The sequence below is a fragment of the Streptosporangium sp. NPDC000396 genome (assembly GCF_042898655.1).
Lineage (GTDB): Bacteria > Actinomycetota > Actinomycetes > Streptosporangiales > Streptosporangiaceae > Streptosporangium.
Map to the genome: position 1 here is coordinate 338,809 of NZ_JBIAZA010000005.1, position 24,073 is coordinate 362,881.

The 24,073-nt window shown below is 69.1% G+C and carries 19 protein-coding genes; 7 read left to right on the top strand and 12 right to left on the bottom strand.

What is annotated here, in order from left to right:
* Positions 1-85: 85 nt before the first annotated feature.
* Positions 86-1,513 (bottom strand): aldehyde dehydrogenase family protein, encoded by a 1,428-nt coding sequence (locus tag ACFY2X_RS10960; RefSeq protein WP_389935703.1) that lies wholly within the window; start codon positions 1,511-1,513, stop codon positions 86-88.
* 217 nt (positions 1,514-1,730) lie between these two features.
* Between ACFY2X_RS10960 and ACFY2X_RS10965 the strand changes: the two genes are divergently transcribed.
* Positions 1,731-2,357, top strand: coding sequence for a TetR/AcrR family transcriptional regulator (locus ACFY2X_RS10965; protein ID WP_389935706.1), 627 nt, complete (start codon positions 1,731-1,733; stop codon positions 2,355-2,357).
* Positions 2,358-2,373: 16 nt separating this feature from the next.
* Here ACFY2X_RS10965 and ACFY2X_RS10970 read toward each other — a convergent pair whose 3' ends face one another.
* Complete coding sequence (locus tag ACFY2X_RS10970; RefSeq protein ID WP_389935708.1) at positions 2,374-3,837, bottom strand: PucR family transcriptional regulator; 1,464 nt, start codon at positions 3,835-3,837, stop codon at positions 2,374-2,376.
* Positions 3,838-3,928: 91 nt separating this feature from the next.
* Between ACFY2X_RS10970 and gabT the strand changes: the two genes are divergently transcribed.
* Together gabT and ACFY2X_RS10980 are read left to right on the top strand one after the other, a co-directional pair.
* Complete coding sequence (gene gabT / locus ACFY2X_RS10975) at positions 3,929-5,281, top strand: 4-aminobutyrate--2-oxoglutarate transaminase (RefSeq protein ID WP_389935711.1); 1,353 nt, start codon at positions 3,929-3,931, stop codon at positions 5,279-5,281.
* 209 nt (positions 5,282-5,490) lie between these two features.
* Entirely contained in the window at positions 5,491-5,706 is a 216-nt protein-coding gene (locus ACFY2X_RS10980) for a hypothetical protein (RefSeq protein ID WP_389935714.1), read from the top strand.
* Between the two features lie 307 nt (positions 5,707-6,013).
* On the opposite strand, the gene ACFY2X_RS10985 is transcribed toward ACFY2X_RS10980, so the two are convergent.
* From ACFY2X_RS10985 to ACFY2X_RS11005, 5 genes are all read right to left on the bottom strand, one after another.
* Positions 6,014-7,720: an ABC transporter family substrate-binding protein gene (locus ACFY2X_RS10985; RefSeq protein ID WP_389935716.1), complete on the bottom strand. Its 1,707-nt coding sequence runs from the start codon at positions 7,718-7,720 to the stop codon at positions 6,014-6,016.
* 21 nt (positions 7,721-7,741) lie between these two features.
* Entirely contained in the window at positions 7,742-9,820 is a 2,079-nt protein-coding gene (locus tag ACFY2X_RS10990; protein WP_389935805.1) for a dipeptide ABC transporter ATP-binding protein, read from the bottom strand.
* A gap of 14 nt (positions 9,821-9,834) precedes the next feature.
* Complete coding sequence (locus tag ACFY2X_RS10995; RefSeq protein WP_389935719.1) at positions 9,835-10,674, bottom strand: ABC transporter permease; 840 nt, start codon at positions 10,672-10,674, stop codon at positions 9,835-9,837.
* A complete protein-coding gene (locus tag ACFY2X_RS11000; protein WP_389935722.1) occupies positions 10,675-11,652 on the bottom strand; it encodes an ABC transporter permease in 978 nt (325 codons plus the stop codon). It abuts the gene before it with no gap.
* Between the two features lie 411 nt (positions 11,653-12,063).
* On the bottom strand, positions 12,064-13,290 hold the full coding sequence (locus tag ACFY2X_RS11005; protein ID WP_389935725.1) for a saccharopine dehydrogenase family protein: 1,227 nt from the start codon (positions 13,288-13,290) through the stop codon (positions 12,064-12,066).
* A gap of 254 nt (positions 13,291-13,544) precedes the next feature.
* Between ACFY2X_RS11005 and ACFY2X_RS11010 the strand changes: the two genes are divergently transcribed.
* Together ACFY2X_RS11010 and ACFY2X_RS11015 are read left to right on the top strand one after the other, a co-directional pair.
* A complete protein-coding gene (locus ACFY2X_RS11010) occupies positions 13,545-14,435 on the top strand; it encodes an SDR family NAD(P)-dependent oxidoreductase (RefSeq protein WP_389935728.1) in 891 nt (296 codons plus the stop codon).
* A 2-nt stretch (positions 14,436-14,437) separates the two neighbouring features.
* Complete coding sequence (locus ACFY2X_RS11015) at positions 14,438-15,076, top strand: TetR/AcrR family transcriptional regulator (RefSeq protein ID WP_389935731.1); 639 nt, start codon at positions 14,438-14,440, stop codon at positions 15,074-15,076.
* A 197-nt stretch (positions 15,077-15,273) separates the two neighbouring features.
* On the opposite strand, the gene ACFY2X_RS11020 is transcribed toward ACFY2X_RS11015, so the two are convergent.
* The 5 genes from ACFY2X_RS11020 to ACFY2X_RS11040 all read right to left on the bottom strand — a co-directional run bounded on the left by ACFY2X_RS11020 (position 15,274) and on the right by ACFY2X_RS11040 (position 21,786).
* Complete coding sequence (locus ACFY2X_RS11020; protein WP_389935734.1) at positions 15,274-16,512, bottom strand: extracellular solute-binding protein; 1,239 nt, start codon at positions 16,510-16,512, stop codon at positions 15,274-15,276.
* 170 nt (positions 16,513-16,682) lie between these two features.
* On the bottom strand, positions 16,683-18,188 hold the full coding sequence (locus ACFY2X_RS11025) for a CoA-acylating methylmalonate-semialdehyde dehydrogenase (RefSeq protein ID WP_389935737.1): 1,506 nt from the start codon (positions 18,186-18,188) through the stop codon (positions 16,683-16,685).
* A complete protein-coding gene (locus ACFY2X_RS11030) occupies positions 18,185-19,486 on the bottom strand; it encodes an aspartate aminotransferase family protein (RefSeq protein ID WP_389935740.1) in 1,302 nt (433 codons plus the stop codon). Before ACFY2X_RS11030 ends, ACFY2X_RS11025 begins: the two co-directional genes overlap by 4 nt.
* Before the next feature lie 230 nt (positions 19,487-19,716).
* Positions 19,717-20,667 carry a TauD/TfdA dioxygenase family protein gene (locus tag ACFY2X_RS11035; RefSeq protein ID WP_389935743.1) on the bottom strand — a complete coding sequence of 317 codons (951 nt, stop codon included), beginning with the start codon at positions 20,665-20,667 and terminating at the stop codon, positions 19,717-19,719.
* 219 nt (positions 20,668-20,886) lie between these two features.
* Positions 20,887-21,786: a LysR family transcriptional regulator gene (locus ACFY2X_RS11040; RefSeq protein ID WP_389935746.1), complete on the bottom strand. Its 900-nt coding sequence runs from the start codon at positions 21,784-21,786 to the stop codon at positions 20,887-20,889.
* A gap of 79 nt (positions 21,787-21,865) precedes the next feature.
* Here ACFY2X_RS11040 and ACFY2X_RS11045 point away from each other — a divergent pair, with 79 nt between their 5' ends.
* Positions 21,866-23,164 carry an MFS transporter gene (locus ACFY2X_RS11045; protein ID WP_389935749.1) on the top strand — a complete coding sequence of 433 codons (1,299 nt, stop codon included), beginning with the start codon at positions 21,866-21,868 and terminating at the stop codon, positions 23,162-23,164.
* 2 nt (positions 23,165-23,166) lie between these two features.
* On the top strand, positions 23,167-24,051 hold the full coding sequence (locus ACFY2X_RS11050) for an SDR family oxidoreductase (protein ID WP_389935752.1): 885 nt from the start codon (positions 23,167-23,169) through the stop codon (positions 24,049-24,051).
* Positions 24,052-24,073 lie beyond the last annotated feature (22 nt).

The window sequence follows — 24,073 nt, forward strand, 5'->3', positions numbered from 1 at the left end:
GCCTTCGCCCGGGGACCATCGGAACGGCGTACGGCCCGCATCCCGGGGCGACGGGGTGCGGGCCGTACGCGGCCTCCTGCGAGGACTACAGGGACAGTCCGGTGAGGACCATGACCTTCTCGTAGGTGTAGTCGGCGATCGCCGAGCGGATGCCCTCGCGGCCGACGCCCGAGTCCTTGATGCCGCCGTAGGGCATCTGGTCGGCGCGGTAGGACGGGACATCTCCGATGATCACACCGCCGACCTCCAGCTCCCGGTTCGCACGGAAGGCGTTGTCCAGGTTGCGGGTGAACACCCCGGCCTGCAGGCCGTACTTGGAGTCGTTGACCGCGGCGAAGGCCTCGTCGACGCCGGGCACGGACTGGATGATCATCACGGGGCCGAAGACCTCCTCGCAGGAGACCTTGGCGTCGTGCGGCACATCGGCGAGGACGGTCGGCGCGATGGTGGCGCCCTCGCGGGTGCCGCCGGTCAGGAGGCGGGCACCGGCCGCGACGGCCTCCTTGACCCACTGCTCGACGCGCTCGGCGGCCTCGACCGAGACGAGCGGCCCGACCTGGGTCTTCTCGTCGGCGGGGTCGCCGGTGACCAGAGCCTCGACGGCCGGGACCAGCTTGGCCTCGAAGCCCTCGCGCACGGATTCCTCGACGATCACCCGCTGGACCGCGATGCAGCTCTGCCCGGCCTGGTAGTTGGAGAACAGCGCCACTCGCGAGGCGGCCCAGTCGAGGTCGGCGTCGGCGAGCACGACCGCGGCGGCGTTGCCGCCGAGCTCCAGGGTGACGTGCTTGCGCGGAACCTGGTCCATGATCGCGTAACCGACCGGGCCGGAGCCGGTGAAGGAGACGACCGGCAGGCGAGGGTCGTCGACCAGGGCGGCGGCGCGGTCGTTGGGCACCGGGAGCACGGAGAACATGCCCTCGGGCAGCGCGGTCTCGGCCAGGATCTCGCCCAGGACCAGGGAGGAGAGCGGCGTCGCCGGGGCCGGCTTGACGATGACCGGGGCGCCGACCGCGATGGCCGGGGCGACCTTGTGCGCCACCAGGTTGAGCGGGAAGTTGAACGGCGTGATCGCCAGGACCGGGCCGTGCGGGACACGCGAGACGTAGGCGAGGCGACCGGCGGAGGCGGGTTCGGTGTCCAGGCGGATGGTCTCTCCACCGAGCCGGCGGGTCTCCTCGGCCGCGAACCTGAAGGTGGAGATCGCGCGGTTCACCTCGCCGCGGGCCCAGAAGATCGGCTTGCCGTTCTCCTCCATGATCAGCTGGGCGATCTCCTCGGCCCGCTCGGCCAGACGGCGCGAGACGTGGGCGAGGGCCTCGGCCCGCACATGGATGGGGAGCGCGGCGGCCTGCTTCTGTACGGCGGCCGCCGCGGCGACGGCCTCTTCGACCTGATCAGCGGTCGGCACGGAGCAGACACCGACAACGCGGCCGTCATGCGAGTTGGTCACGGTGAGCTCGGCGTCCCCGGTGGCGGGGCGGCCGGCGAGCCAGAAGGGGCGCACGTCCATGACTTCGACGGTATGTCACCCGCACGGGCACGGTATTACTCCACTACGCACAAGACCCTTGCGCGGGTACACCGTTACGCATAAAAATATCTCCCTCTTTGCTTGTAACGAAAACGACCCCAATTAGGGATATTTCTTAGATGGCAACGGTTTGAAGGATCGTCGCCCTGGCTAAGTCACCGAATGCAACTCTCCGAAAGCGGAAGGGCGTGGCCGCATGACCTCTCCTGCGCCGCGCGGGCTGCAGGGGGCCTATCTGCTCGGCGAACGGGCCGGCCACGACGAGCTCCGTGGCAAGCTGCTGGACGTGGCCAGCCAGCTTCTGGTCACCGTCGGTCCCGAGAGCCTGTCGATGCGCCGCATCGCCACCGAGGCGGGGTGCTCGACGACCGTCATCTACACCATGTTCGGCAGCAAGGAAGGCCTGGCCGAGGCACTGTACCTGGAGGGGTTCGAGCGGTTCCGGCGGCGACTGGAGGCCGTGCCCGCACGCAAGAACGCGCTGGAGCACCTCACCGCGCTCGGCCCCGCCTATCGGGAGGCCGCGCTGGCCGAGCCCGGCTACTACGCCCTGATGTTCGAGCGGGCGATCCCCGGATTCGCGCCGAGCGAGCGGGCGAGGACCCTGGCTCGGGCCGCGCTCAACATCCTCGACCGGGTGATCGCCGACTGCATCTCGGCGGGATACATCATCCCGGCCCAGCCCAGGAAGATCGCCGACGCGCTCTGGGCCGCCGCCCAGGGCGCCATCAGCCTGGAACGTGCCGGTCACCTGCGCGACGGCCACACCTACGAGGCGGTCACCTACGCCACCATCTCCCGCTACCTGGTCGACAGGCCCTGATTTCCGGAAGGGCCGCTCATCTCGCCACGGCCAGCGCGACCCACAGCTCCGCGCGGGCCGCCGGGTCGTCGAGGTCGCGGCCGAGCAGGTCGGCGACACGGCGCATGCGGTAACGCAGGGTGTGCCGGTGCACGCCGAGCCGCTGCGCCGCCGCGTCCCAGTGGCCGTTGCACTCCAGGTAGGCGCGCAGGGATTCCAGCAGGTCGGCGCGCGAGCCGTACTCGCGGAGCGGGGCGAGCAGCGCCGCGGAGAACGCCGCGGCCACCTCGGGGTCCAGCAGGGACAGCAGGCCCTGGCCCGCGAGGTCGGCGAAGCGCATCACCCGCTCGGAGCAGCGCCGGGCCGAGGCGAGCGCCCGGTCGGCCTGGTCGAGTCCGGTTCGCAGGTCGCCCAGGCCGACCGGGGCGCCGACCCCGACCGGACCGTGCTCCTGCAGGAGCGCGGCCATGTCTTCGGCCCGCTCCGCCGGGACGACCACCACCACCCGGTCCTCGGCGAACGCCGCGAACTCCCCTCCCGCGGCCTCCAGAACCTCCTCCTGCTCGCCGTCCACGGCGAGCACCACCAGCGGCCCGTCGGGGAACTCGTCTCCCAGCCGCCTCAGCGTCTCCCGCCCGGCCTCCACCTGCCCGGCCAGCAGCAGGTGAAGCACCGCGGAACAGATCTGGCGTTCGGCCGCCAGGTGTTCCCGGCCGTGCTCCAGCGCGAGCGTCAGCAATGACCTGGCGGCGTTGACGACGGTGTGCGTGACCGGCGTGAAGGGCCTGTCGAGGCCGACCGCGAAGAACCCCCTGATCCGGCGGGCGCCGAGCGGCTGCACGATGACGTGCTCCCGCGGCGTGGAGAGCGCCAGGCTGGCGGGCACTCCCCCGCCGGCGGGCTTCCTCAGGCGCTCCAGCTCGGGGCGGAGTGCGTCGATGTCGACCCTGTCCGTTCCCGCCGCGTGCCGTACGTCTCCCGCCTCGTCAAGTAGGACGGCCCAGCCGCCGAGCTCCCGGGCCAGGCGGTCGATCACCGCGCGGGCGCCCTCGGGGCGGAGGGCGGCGCGGGTGAGACGGCCCTGGGCGGCGAAGGCGCGGCTGATCTCGTCATACTGCTCGGCGGCGATCAGGTCGCTGACCAGCTTGCTGATCGCGACGAACGGGGTCTCGCGCGGCACCTCGATCAGCGGCAGCCCGGCCCTCGCCGCCGCGTCCACCAGTTCCGCCGGAATCACCTCGTGCCCCAGGCCGATGCCGAACCCGAGTCCGGTGACCCCCTTGCCGACCAGCCGGTCGACGTACGGCCCGGCGTTTCCGGCATCGAGGCGCATGCCCGTGGTGAGGACCAGTTCGCCACCCTCCAGGAACGGGGTCGGGTCCTCCAGCTCGCTGACCGCCACCCAGCGCACCGGCCGATCGAGGGCGTCCTGTCCGGCCAGCACGCCGAGCTTGAGCGGCAGGCGTCGCACGACGGTGCGGAGCGTCGGCGCCACGACCACCCCCGGTTTATACGTCGCGTCTAGAGCGCTACCCGTAATTTTGCCATAGTGCATCATCCATCCACGGACATGTGCGGCATACCTTCGCATTATGAGCACCGTCACCCACGGCGGCCCCTCGCTTCCGCAGGAGCGCCGGGTCGTCACCGAGATCCCCGGCCCGAAGTCTCGCGAGATGTTCGCCCGCAAGCAGGCCGCCGTCCCGCCCGGCATCGGCACCACGCTGCCGGTCTTCGTGACGCACGCCGGCGGCGGTGTCGTCGTTGACGCCGATGGCAACTCGCTGATCGACTTCGGTTCCGGCATCGCCGTGACCAGCGTCGGCAACTCCGCCCCGCGCGTGGTCGAGCGAGTGCGCGAGCAGGTCGCGAACTTCACCCACACCTGCTTCATGGTCACGCCGTACGAGTCCTACGTGCAGGTCTGCGAGAAGCTCAACCAGCTCACGCCCGGAGACCACGAAAAGCGCACCTTCCTGCTCAACAGCGGCGCCGAGGCCGTGGAGAACGCGGTCAAGGTCGCCCGTCACGCCACCGGACGTCAGGCGGTCGTCGTGTTCGACCACGGCTACCACGGCCGGACCCTGCTGACGATGACGCTGACGGCCAAGAACATGCCCTACAAGCACAGGTTCGGCCCGTTCGCCCCCGAGGTCTACCGGGTGCCGCTGGCCTACCCCTTCCGCTGGCCCACGGGTCCGGAGAACTGTGCCGAGGAGGCCGCGGCGCAGGCGATCGACCAGATCACCAAGCAGATCGGCGCGGAGAACGTGGCCGCCGTGGTGATCGAGCCGATCGCGGGCGAGGGCGGTTTCATCGAGCCCGCCAAGGGCTTCCTGCCCAGGATCCTGGAGTTCTGCCGCCAGAACGGCATCGTCTTCATCGCCGACGAGGTCCAGACCGGATTCGCCCGCACCGGCAACCTGTTCGCCTGTGAGGACGAGGGCATCGTCCCCGACATCATCGTCACCGCCAAGGGCATCGCGGGCGGCCTGCCGCTGGCGGCCGTCACCGGCCGCGCGGACATCCTCGACAAGGTCCACGTCGGCGGCCTGGGCGGCACCTACGGCGGCAACCCGCTCGCCTGTGAGGCGGCACTGGGCGTCATCGAGACCATCGAGGCCGAGGACCTGACCGGCCAGGCCCGCCGCATCGGCGAGACCATGCTTCCCAGGCTGCGCGCCATCGCCGAGAAGAACCCGGTGATCGGTGACGTGCGCGGCCGAGGCGCCATGATCGCCATCGAGCTGGTCGTCCCCGGCACCAAGGACCCGCACCCCACCGCGGCGGGTGAGATCGCCAAGAGGTGCCACGCCGAGGGCCTGCTCGTGCTGACCGCCGGAACCTACGGAAACGTTCTGCGTTTCCTGCCGCCGCTGGTCATGCCCGACCACCTGCTGGAAGAGGGTCTGACCATCCTGGAGAAGATCATCAGCGAGATCTGACGGTTTAGATCACCCTAAAAGGGGCACCCGGCTTGACGCCGGGTGCCCCTTTTGCCGCTATATGGCGCGTACGCAGGGAGTGATTTAACCACCGCTTGACATCCAGCAAGGCGATCACGGGCGGTAGCGGCGTTATAACGGTTCGGGTATGGGACTACGCGATCAAGATGGGAGGCGCGATGAACTGGAGGCCTGCCAGAACGGCGCGGATGACGATGACGTTTGACCCTGATGGCCTGACCTGCACCCAGCGCGACGGCGACGCCTGCGTGGCCTGCCACAAGAAGTGGCCCCGGCCACGGATCAAGATCGGCCGCCTGCCCGACGGCAGGGCCCTGTTCGCCTGCCCGGAATGCGCGGACGCGCTGATCCCCGACCCCGAGGAGAACGCCTATCCTCGTCCTCGCCGCGCGGCCTTCTTCTGAGCCGCCCATGCGGACCCCGAACGGACAACGCCCTCCCCCACCGGAGCGGGGAAGGGCGTCAGGGGTTTCCGGCGGCTACTTGGTTTGACGTGCTCTCCGACATGAATGCCGAAGATTCAGTCCGTGCCGCAGATGTGGCACCTCTGCGGCTTCCAGCTTCACCGACCTGTGCCACCGAGGTGGTCTTACCGGGTCTCCACAGGCTTGTGAGCCTTCCGGCTCCGTTCCCGCCCATCCGGCGGGACCTGACACGAGCAACCTACCCGGCGCCATTCCACCTCGACAGCGAAACGGCCGTTCCGCCCCACTACTTGGTGTAGCCGATGGTCGTCCAGTTCTTGTCGGAGTAGCCGAAAGCACCGTAGTTGGCCAGGTTCTTCTTGGCCGCGTAGATGTCGGGGCGCTGGTACATCGGGATGGTGTGCACCTCGTCCCAGATCAGCTTGTCGGCCGCGTTGCCCAGCTCGATCGCCTTGGCCGGGTCCATCTCACCGGCCGCCTGGTCGATCAGCTTGTCCAGCTCGGGGGTGCCGATGCGCGGGAAGTTGCTGGTGTTGTCGCTCACCGGCGTCTTGTAGATCTGCGGCAGGGCGCCGTTGGGGAACGGCGTGCCCAGCCACGAGAACGGCACGATGTCGAAGTTGCCGGGGATGATGTAGTCGTCGAAGAACTTGTCGCTCGGAACCGGCTCGACGGTGACCTTGATGCCGATCTCCTTCAGCATCGCCTGGGTGAGCTCGCCCTCCTGCTTGGAGGTGGCCAGGTCGGCCGGGACGGTGAAGCGGATCGCGAACTCCTTGCCGTCCTTCTTGCGATACTCGCCCTCCTGCTTCCAGCCCGCGGCGTCCAGGAGCTGCTTGGCCTTCTCCGGGTTGTACTTGCCCAGCTCACCGGAGTTGTCCACGTAACCCTTGTGGGTGTTCATGTACAGGTGGTTGTTGAGCACCTGGATCGGCCAGTCCATGTCCTTGAGGTCGGACGCGGCGATCGTCTCGCGGTTGATGCCGAGCAGGATGGCCTGGCGGACCGACTTGTCCTTCAGCAGCGCCGCGGAGCCGTTGACGGTGAAGTGGCGCCAGTTCGGGGCCGCCGCCTTGCGGATGTCGGCGTTCTGCACCTCCTTGGCCCGCTTGAGGTCGGCGGCGTTCGCCGGGATCTCGACCGCGTCGAGCTCGCCGTTGGCGAAGGCGTTCAGCTTGGCGGTGTCGTCGATGGCCCGGAAGATGATCTTGTCGAGCTTGGCCTTCTGGCCCCACCACTTGTCGTCACGGACGAGGGTGACGGTCTTGGTGGTCTCGTTCAGGGACTCGACTTTGAACGGGCCCGCGGTGACGGGGATCTTGCCGAGCCAGTCCTTGTTGAACGCCTCGGGCGTCTCGTTCGCCGAGACGGGGTAGAGCGGCGAGAACATGCCGGGCCAGTCCGGGTAGTTCTTGGCGAAGGTGACGATAACGTCCTTGTCGGTGGCGCCCTTCTCCACCGACGCGACCCGGTCGTAACCGTCGGTCGAGGTGGCCTGGAACTTCTTGTTGGTCCCGTTCAGGGCCTTCCACTGGGCCTGGAAGTCCTTGTAGGTGATCGGCTTGCCGTCCGACCACGTGGCCTTCTCGTTGATCTTGTAGGTGACGACCTGCTTGCCCCCCGAGAGGTCCATCTTCCACTCGGTGACGTAGTCCGGGTTGTTGACGACCTCGGCCTTGTCGTTGGCGATGCTGACGAGCGGCAGGAGAGGCTCGATCACCTGGTCGGTGTTGTCGTGGGTGCCGTTGACCTGGTTGTAGTTCCACTGGGCCTGCCAGGAACTGGTGGCCAGCTTCACGACACCGCCGTCGGCGACCTGGTCGTAGGCGACCGGGTTGATCGTGCTTCCGGCCAGCCCGGCGGCCTGCTGCTGGGCCTCCTTGGCGGCCTCGCTCGACCCGGCCTTCGGCTTGTCGCCGCCGCCACCGGCGCAGGCGGTGAGGGCCATGGCCAGGAGTGCGGCCCCGGCGACGGCCTTGTAACCAACCTTCACGTTTTCCTCCAACAGGGATTCTCAGGGACGCGAGGTCGCGACGACCTCGGTCTCCTCGGGGTAGTGGCAGGCGGCGCCGTGATCGGCGGCGGGCGCGAGCCGTACGACAGTGGGCTCTTCCTCGGCGCACCTGCGCGCCTGCGCCTCGCCCAGCAGGGCGCGCTTGGGGCAGCGGGTGCGGAAGCGGCAGCCCGACGGAGGGTCGGCCGGGCTGGGCAGGTCGCCTTCGAGCAGGATCCGCTCGCGCGAGCGCTCCAGCTCGGGGTCCGGCAGCGGGATCGCCGACAGCAGCGCCCGCGTGTAGGGGTGAGCGGGCCTGCCGTACACCTCGTCGACCGTGCCGATCTCGGCGATCTTGCCGAGATACATGACGGCGATGCGGTCGGCGAGATGCCGGACCACCGACAGGTCGTGGGCGACGAACAGATAGGACAGGCCGAGCCTGGCCTTCAGGTCCTCCAGCAGGTTGATCACACCCGCCTGGATGGACACGTCCAGCGCCGAGACGGGCTCGTCCAGCACGATCAGCTTGGGCTCCAGGGCCAGGGCCCGGGCGATGCCGATGCGCTGGCGCTGGCCGCCGGAGAAGTGCTGCGGGTAGCGCTCGGCGTGGCTGGGGTCCAGCCCCACCAGGCTGAGCAGCTCGGCGACCCGGGCCTGGACGTTCTTGTGGCCGTGCGCGCGGAGCGGTTCGGCGAGGATGTCGCCGACCGGCATGCGCGGGTCGAGCGCGGCCATCGGGTCCTGGAAGACGATCTGCAGGTCCCGCCGGAGCGCCTTGCGCTCGCTCTTGGCCAGCTTGGCGCTGTCCTTGCCGAGCACGACCACCGTGCCGCCCTGCGGCGCCTCCAGCTGCATGATCTGCTGAAGCGTGGTGGTCTTGCCGCAGCCCGACTCACCGACCAGGGCCAGTGTCTCGCCCTCGGCGATGTCGAAGCTGATGCCGTCCACCGCGTACACGGTGCCGACCCGGCGCTTGAGCACCGAGCCCTTCATCAGCGGGTAGTGCCGGATCAGCTTGTCGACCTGGAGCACGGTGGCCCGCTCGGCGCGCGGCGCGCGTTCCGCGGTCTCGGCGGGCGCCTCGGGCGCGGGGTAGATCGTGGCGCCGTCGAGGCCCTTGAGCTCGATCTCGTGGGACCGGATGCAGGCCGACATGCGGGCTCCGGGACCGATCCGCTCCAGGTCGGGCTCGGCCTCGTCGCAGGCGCTGACCTTCATCGGGCAGCGCGGCGCGAACGGGCAGCCCGGCGGCAGCGCGGCGGGCGAGGGCGGGTTGCCCTCGATCGGGATCAGCCGCTCGGACGGGCGGTCCATGCGCGGGATCGAGGCGAGCAGGCCCATCGTGTACGGCTGGCGCGGGCGGTAGTAGATCTCGTCCACGGTGCCGAGCTCGACCGGCTTGCCGGCGTACATCACCAGCACCCGGTCGGCGAGGCCTGCGACGACCCCCAGGTCATGGGTGATCATCACGATGCCGGCGCCGGTCTCCCGCTGCGCGGTCTTGAGCACCTCCAGGACCTGAGCCTGGATGGTGACGTCGAGCGCGGTGGTCGGCTCGTCGCAGATCAGCACGTCGGGGTCGTTGGCGATGGCCATGGCGATCATGGCGCGCTGGCGCATGCCGCCGGAGAACTCGTGCGGGAACGCCTTGGCCCGCACGTCCGGGTGCGGGATGCCGACCAGGTCCAGCAGCTCGACGGCCCGCTTGGCAGCCTTGTCCTTGCCGACCTTCTGGTGGATCCGCACGGCCTCGGCGATCTGGTCGCCGATGGTGTAGACGGGGGTGAAGGCCGACAGCGGATCCTGGAAGATCATGCCGATGCTCTTGCCGCGGAGGCGGATGAGCTCATCCTCCGGCATGCCGAGCAGTTCCTTGCCGTGCAGCCTGACCGAGCCGCTGACCTCCGCGCCCGCCGGGAGCAGGCCCATCACCGCCAGGGAGGTCACCGACTTGCCGGAGCCCGATTCGCCGACGATGCCGAGAATCTCGCCCCGCCGCAGCTGGTAGCTCACGCCCCGGACGGCCTTGATGCCGCCGCGGAAGGTGACGTTGAGGTCGTTCACCTCAAGGATGGGCGTGGTGTAGTCGCCGGTCATCCCGCTTCGCTCGTTCACTGGTTGCTCCCCGGGTCGAGCGCGTCGCGCAGGCCGTCGCCGATGAGATTGACGCTGAGCACGAACAGCACGAGCAGACCGGCCGGGAACAGGAACAGCCACGGGTAGCCGGTGACCTTGTCGCTGCCCGCCGCGATCAGCGTGCCGAGCGAGACGTCGGGCGGCTGGATGCCGAACCCGAAGAACGACAGTCCCGCCTCACCCAGGACCGCGCCGCTGACGTTGAGCGTGGCGTCGATGATCAGCAGGGAGGAGAGGTTCGGCATCACGTGCCGCAGGATGATCTTCCAGTCGGGGATGCCCATGTACCGGGCGGCCAGGACGTACTCCCGCTCACGCAGCGACAGGGTCATGCTCCGGACCACCCGCGAGGTGATCATCCAGGAGAAGGCCGCGAGCAGGGCCACGAACCACAGCCAGGTTCCGTCCTTGAACTGGGGCGAGACAATGGCGATGATCAGGAAGCTGGGCAGCACGAGCAGCAGGTCTGCGCCCCACATCAGGGCTTTGTCCACCCAGCCGCCGAAATAGCCGGCCGCGGCCCCGACCACGGCGGCGACACCGGTCGAGAAGAGGGCGACGAGGAAGCCGATGAGGATCGACTTCTGCATGCCGCGCAGCGTCACCGCGTAGACGTCCTGGCCGATCTGGGTGGTCCCCCACCAGTGCTCGGCGGAGGGCGGCTCCATGAAGGCCAGGAAATCCTTGTCGGTCCAGTCGTGCGGGCCGACGAGCGGCCCGACGTAGGCGAGCAGCAGGAGCAGGAGCAGGGCCAGCAGACCGTAACGGGTCTGCGAGTTGCGCATCATGCGGGCGAGAACGACCTTGGATCGCATCTAGCTCACCCGGACCCGGGGGTCGAGGGCCGCGACGATCAGGTCCGAGAGCAGTCCTGCGACCAGAACGCAGGCGGCCGTGAAGAAGCTCACCGCGGCGACGGAGTTGGTGTCGTTCTGCTGGATCGACTCCACCAGCCAGGCCCCCATGCCGTGCCAGCCGAAGATCTTCTCCGTGAAGGTGGCGCCGACCATCATCGTGCCGAAGGCAAAGGCGAAGTAGGTCGCCGCCGGGACCAGCGCGGTGCGGAGCGCGTGCTTGAACAGCGCCGTCCTGCGGCTGAGCCCCTTGGCCATCGCGGTCCGGACGAAGTCCTGGCCCAGCACGTCCAGCATCATGTTGCGCTGGATCCGGCTGTAGAAGGCGATCTGCCCGAGGCTGAGGGAGATCGTCGGCAGGATCAGGTGGTTGAGCCGGTTGGTGAACTGGTCCCATCCGGTCAGCGCCGGGTTGTACTCGCCGGTGTACTCCAGGAGCGTGAACCCCAGCAGGTTGTTGATGCCGACCGCCACGATGGTGAGCATCGTGGCCAATACGAAGACCGGGATCGCCATGACGACGAACGAGCTGACCCCGATCACCCGGTCGCTGATCCTGTACTGCCTGACCGCGGCGTACGCGCCGACGGCCACGCCGACGGCCGAGCCGAGGAGCGTGCCGATGAGCAGCAGCCGCAGGCTGACGCCGATGCGCCGGCCCATCTCGTCGTTGACCGACTTGCCCTCCCAGGTCTTGCCGAAGTCGCCCTGCGCGACCCCTGAGACCCAGGTGACGTAACGCTCGAAGATCGGCGTCTTGTCGTTGAGGTTGTAGTCGCTCAGCGTCGCGTCGGCGACGGCCTCCGCCACCGGCGGTTGGCGACCTTCGTACTTGGCCCGTGGGTTGAGACTGGTCGCGGCGAGGAAGTAGGCCATGCTCGCGGCGATCGCCACGAGTAGGACATTGCTGACCAGCCGCTTCAGCAGGTAGGCGCCCATCGTCCTCCCCTCGTGTATCGCCCGGAACGCGAAGGGGCAGCGTCAGGTGCCTACAGGGCGGCCGCGCACGAATCCCCCACTATGCGTGTTTCATCCCGTTAAGACTTTTTTAATGCGGGATGAGCGAAACCATACCTGTGAGTAAAGAGAACCCGCAGCCATCTGGGATAACGAAGAGGATTCGAACTGTCAGGATCCTGTGACACACACGTGTCGCAACCCATACAATCCCCGATCCGCTGGGGGTAATGGTCGTCACAAAACTTCACTCCTGGCACGCGGAGGGGGGGGGGGCCCGGGGGGGGGGGGCCCCCCCCCCCCCGGCGCCCCCCCCCTCCGCGTGCCGAAACCCGCCGCGCGAGCGGCCGTCGGCGACGGCCGGGCCGCGCCGGTGAGAAACCGGAATCGCGGTCAGACTGAGAGGAGAGCCTCCCGCGTCTGGTCGCGCATGCCCCACGGCGATCCGTAGGCGTTGAGCAGTTCCAGGAACGGCACCGCGTCGAACGCCTCCGGCCCCAGCACACCCGTTCCCGACCAGCCGCCCGTGGCCAGCAGCTCCAGCGCGACCACCGGATGCACGGCGGTCTGCCAGACCACGGCCTGGCAGCCGTACTCCCGCATCGACCACTCGTTGTCGACCACGTGATACAGGTAGACCTCACGTGGTCTCCCGTCCTTGCCGACGCCCTTCACCCAGGTGCCCGCGCAGGTCTTGCCGCGCATCCGGTCACCGAGCGTGGCCGGGTCGGGCAGGCTGGCCGCGACCACGTCGCGAGGGGCGGTCTCGACGCCGCCGACCCGGATCTTGCCCGTCCTGTCCAGTCCGAGCTTGTGCAGGGTCTTCAGCACGCCGATGAACTCCTCACCGAGGCCGTACTTGAACGTCACCCGCTTGGCGTCGATCCAGCGCGGCACGAGCAGCACCTCCTCGTGCTCGACGTTCACGCACTCGACCGGGCCGATTCCCTCCGGGAAGTCGAACGTCTCCGGCTCACTGAACGGCTCGGTGGTGTGCCAGTCGCCGTTCTCCCAGATCACCGGCGGGTTGAGGCACTCTTCGATGGTCGTCCAGATCGAGAAGGTCGGCGCGAAGTCGTAGCCCTCGACCACCAGGTTCGACCCGTCACGAATGCCGATCTCCTCGATGCTCTCGAAGAGGTGCTCGGCCGCGTACCGCGCGAACACGTCGGCCAGCCCGGGCTCCACACCCATGCCGACCAGGGCCAGCGCGCCCCTGTCCCGCCAGGCGTCGCCGAGCGCGAACTGCTCGTCGCCCAGTTTCACCCCGGTCAGCTCGTACGGCCTGCTGGGATGGGGCCGCGACAGCGACATGGCCATGTCGAGGTAGTGCGCCCCGGCGTTGAGCGCCGCCCGGAACAGGGGCATGGTGAAGCGCGGATCCACGGCGTTGAAGAGCACGTCACAACGGTGCTCGGCGAGGGCCGCCTCCACCGCGGCCTGGTCGGAGGCGTCCAGCGCGATGGCGCTGAACCGCGGATCGCCGATCTTGGCCACGACGTCGGCGGCGCGGCTCTGTTTAGAGTCCGCCACCACGATGTGTTCGAAGAAATCTCGGCGTGCGGCGATCGGAACCACGGCGGAGCCAACCCCGCCCGCTCCCACAAGAAGGATTCTCATGGCGAGAGCCTATCCACTGACTGGTCAACCAGCCAACTAAAAATATAGAGTTTTACCACCGAATCCATTGTTGATGTTGGAAGTCACAACGGAAATCGTTGCGATCCGAGGAGCCACCAGGGAGCATGCCGCAAGCCTCCGGGCGGCGGCGCCTTCGCGGACCAGGCGGAACTCCCCCTCACGCCGGGGCCCTGACACTCAGAATCCAGAGACTCTCTCTAGAGAGGGTCTCTGGATTCCTTTAGACTCCGGCCATGGACAACGCGGAGAGACACCGCTCGGCCCCCACCCGGACGGCCGTGGTGACAGGCGGCAACCGTGGCATCGGATACGCCGTCGCCGCGCGGTTGCTCCAGGACGGGTGCAGCGTGGTGCTGGTCGCTCGTGACAGAGAGCGGGGGGAGGCCGCGCGGGCGTCGCTCGCCGGGCTCGGCGGGGCCCGTGTGCGCCTCGTCGTCGGCGACCTGTCCAGCGTCCGGAAGGCGCGCGCGGTCGCCGAGGCGCTCGGTGAGACCTGCCCCCGCATCGATGTGCTGGTCCACAACGCCGGTCTGTGGCCGAGCCGGCGGGTGCTGGACGAGGACGGGCTGGAGCAGGCCTTCGTCACCAACCATCTCGCGCCGTTCCTGCTCAACCACGAGCTGGAACCGTTGCTGGCCGCCTCCGGGGCACGGGTCGTGCAGGTCAGTGCCGGGCTGTACGTCAACGGGCGGGCCGATCCGGAACGCACCCCCACCGGCCTGGACTTTCACCCGATGCGGACCTACGCCGACACCAAGCTGTGCAACCTGCTGCTGGTGCCGCGCTTCGCCGAACGCTGGAAGAATGCCGGAGTGACCATCAACGCCGTTCACCCCGGAGTGATCCGCACCGGGCTGGGAGACCGCGGCGGGCTCCCGGGCCACCTGCTCAAGGCGGTGAAACTGCTGTGGAAGAGCCCGGACGCGGGCGCCCGGCCCGTCGCCAGGCTCGCGCTGGCCGAGGAGGTGGCCGGGCAGACCGGCCGCTACTTCCACATCGAGACCGAGCAGCCGCCGGCCCCGGTCGCCGCCGACGCCGCGCTCGCGGAACGGCTCTGGACGCAGGCGCTGGAGCTCACCGGCCTCCGGCGGACCCCGCCGCCGGCCCCGCACGATGCCACCTGACGATGTCGCCCAAGCAGCAGCGAGGTGAGGCGACCGCCGACAGGGTCGTGGCGGCGGCACTCGACCTCTACGCGGCCAAGGGGCCCGGCGGGCTGACCATGACCGCGCTGATCGCCGAGACCGGCGTCAGCAGCGGCAGCCTCTACCACCACTTCGGCAGCGCCGACGGACTCGCCGCGGCCCTCTACAGCCACTGCATGTCCGAACTGCTCGACACGCTCATCGCCGCGCTCGGACGCTCCAGGACGGCCCGCACCGGCGTACGCGCCTTCGTCGAGGCGTATCTGCGGTTCGCCCAGGACAACCGGCCGGCGGCGCACTTCATCCACGCCTCGTCCTATGCCGCCTTCCTGCCGGCCCACGCGGAGCGCGTCGCGGAGGCGAAGGCTCCCAGAATGCGCCGGATCGCCGACTGGCTCCGCCCCTACGTGGAGGCCGGGCATGTCATCGCCCTGCCCGACCCTCTCACCGAGATGCTCGTGATCGGTCCCGTGGCGGAGACCACCCGCCGCTGGCTCGCCGGGGCACCCGACGTCGACCTGACGATCGCGGCGCGCCTGCTGCCCGAACGCATCTGGCAGTCGGTCCGCGGCGAGCACGCACCGCCCTCTGACACACACCCCTCTGACACACACCGGTGACACGCCGCAGGGCACAGTGCGGGCGCAGTGCGGGAACGGTGGCGATCGGCACCCCGATGCCGAGGGCGGGCATCTCCGGAAAGAAGAAGGGGCGCTCCGAGGGTCGGGGGAGCACTCGGAGCGCCCCTGGCAGGTCACGCCCAGCGGGGGGATGGGCGTACCTGCGGTCCGTCAAGCTCGAGTCACGGAACTCCCGCCTACTTCACCAGCTGCTTCCAGCGCTCTTCCCATTCGGTGTAATCGGTACATTCCCCGCCTTGGCCACCGCAATCCTTCGATGGGCGAACGGCAAAATGGATGCTCCGGAGCCGGCCGGCGTCCCGAGCGTGATAGGCCTCGCAAACGCGGCGGGCGCGCCCGTCGCACGCCTTCAGGTTGGCCGGGGCGAGCCATGTCCAGTCGGAGGCCTGCCCCTGCGCCTCCGGCGAGCTCACCCAGTTGAGCCACTTGTAGGCGCAGTTCGGGCTCGCGTTCCCGGCCACGACCATCCACGAGTCGACCCACCCCGTCATCGGCGCCTCCAGTGCCTTCACCGGCCGGCCCGCGCGCTTGAAGACATCCAGGTCGTACGGCAGGGCCTGGGCGATCCGGACCCCCTCCGCGGCGAAGGCCCGGATCACGTCGAGGGAGGACTCCTTCCAGTAGACCCGCTCGGGACCGTCCCGCTCGGCGAGCAGTTTCTCGGCGGCGTCGAGCTGGGCGGGGGTGAGCTGGAACGGATCATCGATCTTCAGTTCGGGTCTGAATCCCTTGAGCGCGAGCGCGGCGTCGGCGATGCTCATCGGGTTGTCCCTGATCGCCGACCGGGAGGCCGTGTAGAGGGCCTCCGGCCCACGGGGCCTCTCCCCCTCGTACATGATCTCGTTGATCCCCCAGAGATAGGGGACGCCGTAGACCCTGTCCCCCCGCCGCACGGCGGGCAGTTCCCGCAACCGCTTGGGAATGTCCTTGTAGGCCTCGATCAGCCCGGTGTCGATCGTCGCGACCTTGCCCTCCGCCATCAGCCGCCCGGCCAGATCAGGCGAGGGCGAGACGACGTCGTAGGGGGTGCGGGAGAACTGCTCGGCCATCTCGACGCTCGTCTCGACCCGATCCAGCCTCACTCGGCAGCCGGTCTGCCTCTCGAAGGGTGTGAGCCAGTCGACTTTGGAGCTGGCCGCGCCGTACTCGACATGGTCCTGGAACGTGAGCATACGGAGCGTGCCCTCGCTCTCGCCGATGGAGGCCGAGGGGCTCGGGCTGGGACTCGGAGCGGAGCTGGAGCTGGGACCGGGGCTCAGGCTGGGCGACACGGTCGCGGAAACGCCTGAGGCCGTAGGCGTGCGCGCCACCCGGACGGCGTTCCCGGCTCCCGTCGCGGCGCAGGCGGACAGTGCCAGGGCACCCACTCCCGCCAGTGCTCCCAGACGTGCGCGGCGAAGCCTGTCCTTGCTCACGAAGTCCCCTCACGACGGCCGTTGCCAATCAGTTCGGAGCCTATCGGCCAGGCGGCGCCCGAGCCTCTTCCGTATCCGGTGTCCGGCTCCCGGTTCGGCCCCGCGATCCACGGTCACACGACGGAGCCCCGCGAGAGGAACTCTCGCGGGGCTCCGATCGTGGAGAAGACCTACTTGTTGGTCGGGAACCCGAGGTTGACCCCGCCGTGGCTCGGGTCGAGCCAGCGTGAGGTGACGACCTTGCCACGGGTGTAGAAGTGCACGCCTTCGGTTCCGTGGACGTGGGTGTCGCCGAACAGCGACGCCTTCCAGCCACCGAAGCTGTAGAAGGCCATCGGCACCGGAATCGGCACGTTGATGCCGATCATGCCGACCTCCACCTCGTTCTGGAAGCGCCGGGCGGCGCCGCCGTCGTTGGTGAAGAGAGCAGTGCCGTTGCCGAACTCGCCGTCGTTGATCAGCTTCACGCCCTCCTCGTAGGAGGACACGCGCACGATCGACAGGACCGGCCCGAAGATCTCCTCCCGGTGGACGCGGGAACCGGCCGGGACGTGGTCGAGGACCGTGGGGCCGAGCCAGAAGCCAGGGGTGCCGGCGGCGGTGGAGCCACCGAGGACCGGGGTCTCGCGACCGTCCACGACGAGCTTGGCACCCTCGGAGACGCCCAGGTCGAGATAGGAGGCCACCTTGTCGCGGTGGACCTCGGTGACGAGGGGACCCATCTCGGAGGCGGGGTTGTCCCCGGGGCCGATGGTCAGCGCGGAGACACGGGAAACGATCTTGTCGACCAGCTCGTCGCCGATCGGGTCCACCGCGAGCACGACGGAGATCGCCATGCAGCGCTCGCCGGCCGAGCCGAAGCCCGCCGACACCGCGGCGTCGGCGACCAGATCGAGGTCGGCGTCGGGGAGCACGAGCATGTGGTTCTTGGCTCCGCCCAGCGCCTGAACCCGCTTGCCGTGGGAGGTCCCGGTCTCGTAGACGTATTTGGCGATCGGCGTGGACCCGACGAACGAGATCGCGCGCACCTCCGGGTGCTCCAGCAGCCGGTCCACCGCCACCTTGTCGCCCTGGACGACGTTGAAGACGCCGTCCGGCAGCCCGGCTTCCTTCCAGAGCGCGGCGATCAGCAGCGACGCCGACGGATCCCTCTCGGACGGCTTGAGGACGAAGGTGTTGCCCGAGGCGATCGCGATCGGGAACATCCACATCGGCACCATGGCCGGGAAGTTGAACGGGGTGATCCCGGCGACGACGCCCAGCGGCTGGCGGATCGAGTAGGAGTCGACCCGGGTGGAGACCCCCTCGGAGAAGCCGCCCTTGAGCAGGTGCGGGATGCCGCAGGCGAACTCCACGACCTCCAGGCCGCGGGCCACCTCGCCCAGCGCGTCGGAGTGGACCTTGCCGTGCTCCTCCGAGATGAGCCGGGCGAGCTCGTCACGGTTGGCGTACATCAGCTCACGGAAGCGGAACAGCACCTGCGACCGCTTGACCAGCGAGGAGTCACGCCAGGCCGGATATGCCGCCGCCGCGGCGGCCACGGCCGCGTCGACCTCGGCCACCGATGCCAGGTGAACCTGGCCGCTGACCTCGCCCGTCGCGGGGTTGAAGATCTCGGACGTACGGCCGGCGCCCTCGGCGGGGGCTCCGTTGATCCAGTGGGTGACGTTCTTCACGACGAGACGACCTCAGCGTTGATGACTTCGAGTGCGTTGACGATGATCCCGAGGCCCTCGGCGGCCTCTTCCACGGTCAGGGTGAGCGGCGGGGCCATACGCAGCACGTTGCCGTGCAGACCGCCCTTGCCCGCGAGCAGACCGGCCTTCTTGGTCTCCTCCATGAAGCGGCCCGCGAGCGCGGGAGAAGGCGCGCCGGTCGCCGGGTCGACCAGTTCGACGGCGAACATCAGGCCCTTGCCACGGATGTCACCGACGACGGGCAGGCGCGGCGCGGCCTCGCGGAGCCCGTCGATGATCAGGGCGCCGGTCCGGGCGGCGTTCGCCTGCAGGTCGTGGTCGAGCACGTAGTCCAGGGTCGCGTTGGCCGCGGCCATGGAGATCGGGTTACCGCCGAAGGTGGCCAGGCCGACCGCGTGGAGGTCGTCCATCAGGTCGCCGCGGGCGACGAGGCCGCCGACCGCGAAGCCGTTGCCCAGGCCCTTGGCGAAGGTCATCATGTCCGGCGTGACGCCGTGGTTCTGGATGCCGAAGAACGCCGAGCCGGTACGGCCCCAGCCGGTCTGCACCTCGTCGGAGATGAACAGGATGCCCTGCTCGTCCAGGACCTCCTTGTAGGCCGCGAACAGCCCGTCGGGGGCCATGGTGAAGCCGCCCACGCCCTGGATCGGCTCGGCGATCAGCGCGGCCACGTCGTTCGAGACGGCCGTGGAGAGCACGTGACGCAGGTCGTCCACGCACGCCGCGATGTAGTCGGCGTCCGACAGCCCGCGGAACTGGGTGAGATGCCGGTCGGCACCGTGCAGGAAGTGCACGTTCAGCGGCGACAGCGAGTTGTTCTTCCAGGCGCGGTTGCTGGTCACGCTGACGGCGCCGAAGGAGCGGCCGTGGTAGCTCTGCCGCATGGCGAGCACCTGGTCGGACTTGCGCGCGTAGGTGGCCAGCAGCAGCGCGGTCTCGTTGGCCTCGGTTCCGGAGTTGGTGAAGAAGACCTTGGCGTCCTTGATCCCGGACAGCTTGGCGATCTTCTCGGCGAGCTCCACCTGGCCACGGAGCAGGTAGACCGTGGAGGTGTGCACGACGCCGGTGGCGAGCTGGCGCTCGACGGCCTCGCGCACCTCGGGCACGTCGTACCCGATCATGTTGGTCAGGATGCCCGCGAAGAAGTCCAGGTAGCTCTTGCCTGACGCGTCGACGACCCGGTTGCCCTTGCCGCTGACGATCTCGATGGGCTCGTTGTAGTAAAGGGCCAGCCAGTTGGGCATTACCGCTCGGTGGCGCGCAAGAAGGTCCGACATATGTCGAGTATCGCCGCTCCGCGCCACCACTCCTACCACCAACATGTCGGGAAATAAGTGTTTAACCCGTCATATTGTCAAGTTCATACCTTCACCCCACGGCCCGCGAGATCGCGGGAGTTCGACGAGGCCAGGGGCTCCCGTACGGCTTGCGCCCTGCGACGGATGGCGCAAGCCGTACGGGAGGTCGGGCGGAGCACCCCCAGGTTCCCCCGCCCGGGCATCGGAGGTCAGGCGACCACCAGGGCTTCCGCCTCGAACGGACGGCCGGCGACGATCTCGGACTCGAAGCCGTCAGGGCCGACCGGGCGGTCGCCGATCAAGGTGACGCGGTGCAGGGTCCGCTCGACGTCGAGGTGGTCGAGGTCGGTGGGGGCCAGGTGCGCGGTGGCACGGTTGTCCCAGAAGGCCACGCTGCCGGGCTCCCAGCGGAACCGGACGGTGTATTCGGGCCGGGTGATCTGCTCGTACAGCAGGTCGAGGATGCGACGGCTCTCCTGGGGAGAGACCCCGACGATCCGGTCGGTGAAGCCGGGGTTGACGAACAGCGCCCGCTCCCCCGTCTCCGGGTGCACCCGGACGACGGGGTGGATCGAGATCAGCAGGTTGTCGTTGATCCGCTTGACCAGCGTGGCGTCCTCCGCGGCCGTCTGATAGCCGGCCAGGAAGCGGTGCTCGGCACGCAGACCGTCCGCGAAGCGCTTCAGCGGCTCCGACAGCCCCTCATAGGCCGCCACCAGGTTGGTCCACTGGGTGTCACCACCGAACGGCGGCACGGTCTCGGCACGCAGGATCGAGGCGGCGGGCGGGTTGACCGCGGCGGTGACGTCGGTGTGCCAGCCGGAGTAGTAGGAGTACTGCCGCTTGCGGTAGAGCTCCCGGTAGCCCTGGCCGTAACGCTCCTCGTAACGACGCGGGTCGATGGTGAGGATCTGCGGGAACTCCTCCGGTGGCGCGTCCTCGTGCGGGTGCGCGTGGGTGAGGTCGCCGAACTGGCGGGCGAAGGCGATCTGCGCGCCGTGGCCGAGATCCTGCCCCCGAAAGAAGATCACCTTGTGGGCGAGCAGAGCCTGCCGGATCTCTCCGGCCACGGCCGCGTCAAGAGGGCGCGAGATGTCGACGCCGTGGATCTCCGCACCGATGTGTCCGGCCACCCGCCGGATGTCGATCGCGCTGGTCATGTGCACCTCCGTGAGCTTGGGCGACTCATGGATCCATCGTGGCCCAGATTTCCTACTAAAGCAATCTGAAATACATGAATTTTTGCGGCACATCTCCATATCCCTCCGGGAACCCCAGGTACCCCGGCGGCCAGGGCCCAGGTGATCGGCAGCCCGGCGGGAGTGCAGATCAGGTGCGGTCGCAGGCCCCGGAACCAGCGGGAGCGGCGGAGGCTGAGGTCACGAGTCCGGCGATCTTGAGGATTCCGCCGCCGAGACACCTAGGACGGACAGGAACGCCGCGGCGGCAGGGGAGGGAGGGAAGCGACTCCAGATGAGGTGCTCCATGCGGGCGGGAGCGTCGCGAAGCCGGACGACGGGCAGGTCGGGAAGGTCGGACACGAAGGCGGCTGGCAACATCCCGACGCCCAGGCCCTGCCGGATCAGGCGGGCCATGAAGTCCACGGTCGTCACTTCGAAGGCGACCTCGCGCCGGACTCCGACCGCTGCGAACGCCTCGTCCGACTGGGCCCGCGCGGCGGTGCCCGGGGGGAAGTCGACGAACGGTTCGTCCGACAACTGGTGCAGGTCCACGCGCTCCTCGTCCGCCAGCGGGTGGCCGGGCGCCACCACGGCGACGAGGTCGCCGCGCGCCAGTTCGCGACCGCGGACGCCCTTGGGCCGTACGCCCAGGGGAAGCCCCAGGAACGCGACGTCCAGGGTGCCCTGCCGCACCCGTTCGATCAGATCCTCGCTCGCGCCTGAGCGGAGGCTGATCCGTACCTGCCGATGCCGCAAGTGGAAGTGTTTCAGCGCGGTCGGCAGATCGACCGCGACGACGGTGGGGATGGCTCCGATGGCGAGCCGGCCACGGATCTCGCCGACGGCGGACGCCACCTCGGCCCGCGCCCGCTCGGCGGCATCGAGAGCCTGGCGGACCGCGGGGAGAAACGCCTCGCCGGCCGGGGTCAGCCGGACGCGGCGGCTGGTGCGGTCGAACAGCTTGGCACCCAGCTCACGTTCCAGCCGGGCGATCTGGTGACTCAGCGCGGACTGGACGACCAGGCACTGCTCGGCGGCGCGGGTGAAGTTGCTCGTCTCCGCGACGGCGACGACGTAGCGCATCTGCTGAAGCTCCATAGATCAATCGTGATACACGATTGGTTCGATGACAAACATGCGTTGGACTCATTGATCGCCCATCGCCGAGGCTAGGCGCATGACGACGACGGAACCCCATCCGGACGGCGGCCTGTCGCGCGGACTGCTCCTGCTCATGTCGGTGGCGACCGGGCTGGCGGTCGCGGGCAACTACTTCGCGCAGCCGCTGCTTGACCTGATCGGCCGGGAACTGAGGCTCGGCCCCTCGATGGCGGCGCTGGTGGTGACGGCCGCACAAGCCGGGTACGCACTGGGGCTGATCCTGCTGGTGCCGCTCGGCGACCTGATGGAGCGACGGCGGCTTGCCATGTCCCTCTACGCGGCGACCGCGGTGTTTCTGCTGGTGTCGGCAACCGCAGCCAACGGCACGGTGCTCTTGGCCAGTACGGCCCTGACCGCGCTGACCTCGGTGGGAGCGCAGGTCGTGGTGCCGTTCGCGGCGACGCTGGCGGCCCCGGCCGAGCGTGGCCGGGTGGTCGGCACGGTGATGACCGGGCTGATGCTCGGCCTGCTGCTGGCGCGTACCGCGTCCGGAGCGTTGTCCGAGCTGGGCGGCTGGCGGACGGTCTACTGGGTGAACGCGGTCCTGATGGCACTGATGGCCGTGTTGCTGCGTGTCTTCCTGCCCCGGCTCGGCGGGGACGGCCGACGCCTGTCCTACCCCGGGCTGCTGCGCTCGACGGTCGCGATGTTCCGGTACGAGCCGCTGCTGCGGTGGCGGGCAGGTGTCGGCGCCCTGAGCCTGGCTTCGTTCAGCGTGATGTGGACGGCGCTGACCTTTCTGCTGGCGCGGTCGCCGTACGGCTGGTCGGAGTCGGCCATCGGCCTGTTCGGCCTGGTCGGCGCCGCGGGTGCGCTGACCGCCACGGTGGCGGGGCGGCTGGCCGACCGCGGGTACGTCCAGACCGTGACCGGCGCCGGGGCGACCCTGCTGGTGACGTCCTGGCTGGCGATCGCGGCGGGGGCACGCTCACTGGTCTGGCTGCTCGTCGGCGTGATCGTGCTGGACCTGGCGCATCAGGCGGTGCTCAACAGCAGCCAGAACGTCCTCTACGCGCTCCGGCCCGAGGCTCGCAACCGGATCAACTCCGCCTTCCTGACCTCCTTGTTCCTCGGCGGCGCGGTGGGCTCCGCGCTGACTTCGGTGGTCTGGGTGCACGGCGGCTGGACCGGCGTGTGCGTCTTGGGCGCCACCCTCTCGGCGGGGACCCTCGCGCTCTGGGTCCTGGAGCGCATCACCGTCAACCGGGCGGCGGGGAAGCCCTCGAAGACCTCAGCTCGCCAAGGCCATGACCCGGCACCGGCCGCCTCGACCAACTGGTCCAATCCGTATCCCGCTACCACCAAGGGAGAATGAGCATGTCACGCACCGTGCTGATCACCGGAGCCACCGGAACCGTGTCCACCGCGCTGATGAATGCGCTGGAAGGGACCGACGTGGACCTTCACGCTCTCATCCACGACGAGTCCAAAGCGGGCGGCCCGCGCAAGCAGAACGCCGAGGTCTTCGTCGGTGACCTCGACGACCCCCGGTCGCTGCCGCCCGCCTTCGAGGGCGTGCAGGACGTGTGGCTGCTCACCCCGAACGGCCCGCGCGCCCCGGAGAACAACATGAACGTCGTGTGGGCCGCACGCCAGGCCGGGGTGGAGCGCATCGTGCGCCTGTCCGTCGTCGGCGCGGCACACGACGCGCCGAACCGCAGCGGCAGGCTGCACGCGCTGTCCGACCGGGAGACCGAACGATGCGGCATGCGCTGGACGATCCTGCGCCCGCACTGGTTCATGCAGAACCTGCTGAACGAGGCGGGCGATCTCTCGGCCACCGGTACGTTCTCGCTGAACATGGCCTCGGCACGGATCGGCATGATCGACGTACGCGACATCGCCGAGTGCGCCGCCCGCGTGCTCCTCGACGACCCGGATCGCCACCACGGCCAGACCTACACCCTCACCGGCCCGCGCTCGCTGACGTTTGACGAGGTCGCCGACCAATTGCGTCTCGCTCTCGGCAGGTCTGTCACATACCTGCCGGTCAGCGACGACGCCAAGCGCAAGACACTGCTCGGCCACGGCGTTCCGAAGTGGATCGTCGACATGCTCGAGGAGTACGCGCAGGCCTATGTCTCCGGCTGGGGCGACTTCACCACCGACACGGTCGCCGACCTGCTCGGCCGCCCCCCGCGCGACATCGCCGACTTCGTCCGCGACCACGCCGCAGCGTTCACTCCGGCCGACGACGACTGACCCGCTGGACAGCCTGGAGAAC

Coding starts and splice junctions, on each gene's coding strand:
- ACFY2X_RS10990 (WP_389935805.1), bottom strand. CDS start 9,820: ATGACCGGCGACTACACCACGCCCATCCTTGAGGTGAACGACCTCAAC.
- ACFY2X_RS11000 (WP_389935722.1), bottom strand. CDS start 11,652: ATGGGCGCCTACCTGCTGAAGCGGCTGGTCAGCAATGTCCTACTCGTG.
- gabT (WP_389935711.1), top strand. CDS start 3,929: ATGAGCACCGTCACCCACGGCGGCCCCTCGCTTCCGCAGGAGCGCCGG.
- ACFY2X_RS11030 (WP_389935740.1), bottom strand. CDS start 19,486: ATGTCGGACCTTCTTGCGCGCCACCGAGCGGTAATGCCCAACTGGCTG.
- ACFY2X_RS11005 (WP_389935725.1), bottom strand. CDS start 13,290: ATGAGAATCCTTCTTGTGGGAGCGGGCGGGGTTGGCTCCGCCGTGGTT.
- ACFY2X_RS10995 (WP_389935719.1), bottom strand. CDS start 10,674: ATGCGATCCAAGGTCGTTCTCGCCCGCATGATGCGCAACTCGCAGACC.
- ACFY2X_RS11010 (WP_389935728.1), top strand. CDS start 13,545: ATGGACAACGCGGAGAGACACCGCTCGGCCCCCACCCGGACGGCCGTG.
- ACFY2X_RS10980 (WP_389935714.1), top strand. CDS start 5,491: ATGACGATGACGTTTGACCCTGATGGCCTGACCTGCACCCAGCGCGAC.
- ACFY2X_RS10960 (WP_389935703.1), bottom strand. CDS start 1,513: ATGGACGTGCGCCCCTTCTGGCTCGCCGGCCGCCCCGCCACCGGGGAC.
- ACFY2X_RS11050 (WP_389935752.1), top strand. CDS start 23,167: ATGTCACGCACCGTGCTGATCACCGGAGCCACCGGAACCGTGTCCACC.
- ACFY2X_RS11035 (WP_389935743.1), bottom strand. CDS start 20,667: ATGACCAGCGCGATCGACATCCGGCGGGTGGCCGGACACATCGGTGCG.
- ACFY2X_RS11015 (WP_389935731.1), top strand. CDS start 14,438: ATGTCGCCCAAGCAGCAGCGAGGTGAGGCGACCGCCGACAGGGTCGTG.
- ACFY2X_RS11040 (WP_389935746.1), bottom strand. CDS start 21,786: ATGGAGCTTCAGCAGATGCGCTACGTCGTCGCCGTCGCGGAGACGAGC.
- ACFY2X_RS11045 (WP_389935749.1), top strand. CDS start 21,866: ATGACGACGACGGAACCCCATCCGGACGGCGGCCTGTCGCGCGGACTG.
- ACFY2X_RS10965 (WP_389935706.1), top strand. CDS start 1,731: ATGACCTCTCCTGCGCCGCGCGGGCTGCAGGGGGCCTATCTGCTCGGC.